The sequence below is a fragment of the Chryseobacterium contaminans genome (assembly GCF_001684955.1).
Classification (GTDB): domain Bacteria; phylum Bacteroidota; class Bacteroidia; order Flavobacteriales; family Weeksellaceae; genus Chryseobacterium; species Chryseobacterium contaminans.
The window spans coordinates 1-294 of sequence record NZ_MAYF01000296.1 but is presented as its reverse complement, the minus strand read 5'-3'; the positions used below and the strand labels follow the sequence as shown (position 1 = coordinate 294).

1 protein-coding gene and 1 tRNA gene are annotated in these 294 nt (G+C 44.2%); one reads left to right on the top strand and one right to left on the bottom strand.

What is annotated here, in order from left to right; translation table 11 throughout:
* The coding region (locus BBH99_RS22805) for a hypothetical protein (protein WP_228390816.1) at positions 1–213 on the top strand (213 nt) is incomplete at its 5' end.
* Here the strand turns inward: BBH99_RS22805 and BBH99_RS13785 are convergent.
* A tRNA-Ala gene (locus BBH99_RS13785) sits at positions 204–277 on the bottom strand. The genes BBH99_RS22805 and BBH99_RS13785 overlap by 10 nt on opposite strands.
* Between the last annotated feature and the right edge of the window lie 17 nt (positions 278–294).

Here is a 294-nt window from a genome sequence, read left to right as displayed (position 1 = left end):
GCCTCTGAAAGCCTAGGCATCCGCCATACGCCCTTAACGATTTCTTTCCTATTTTTGGTTACTCAAGCGCTTTATGCGCTCGGTTTTCTCTTTGTGATGTCTTTACCGTTAATGTCAATGATCTTAATTTCTTCTTTTCTGCTTAATGAACAGATGTTGTTTTTGGCTCCATCCGTAACTTTTAAATCAAGCTTCCAAAACTGTGGAGAATAAGGGAGTCGAACCCTTGACCTCCTGCGTGCAAGGCAGGCGCTCTAGCCAGCTGAGCTAATTCCCCGCTAGTAGACTTCAGAT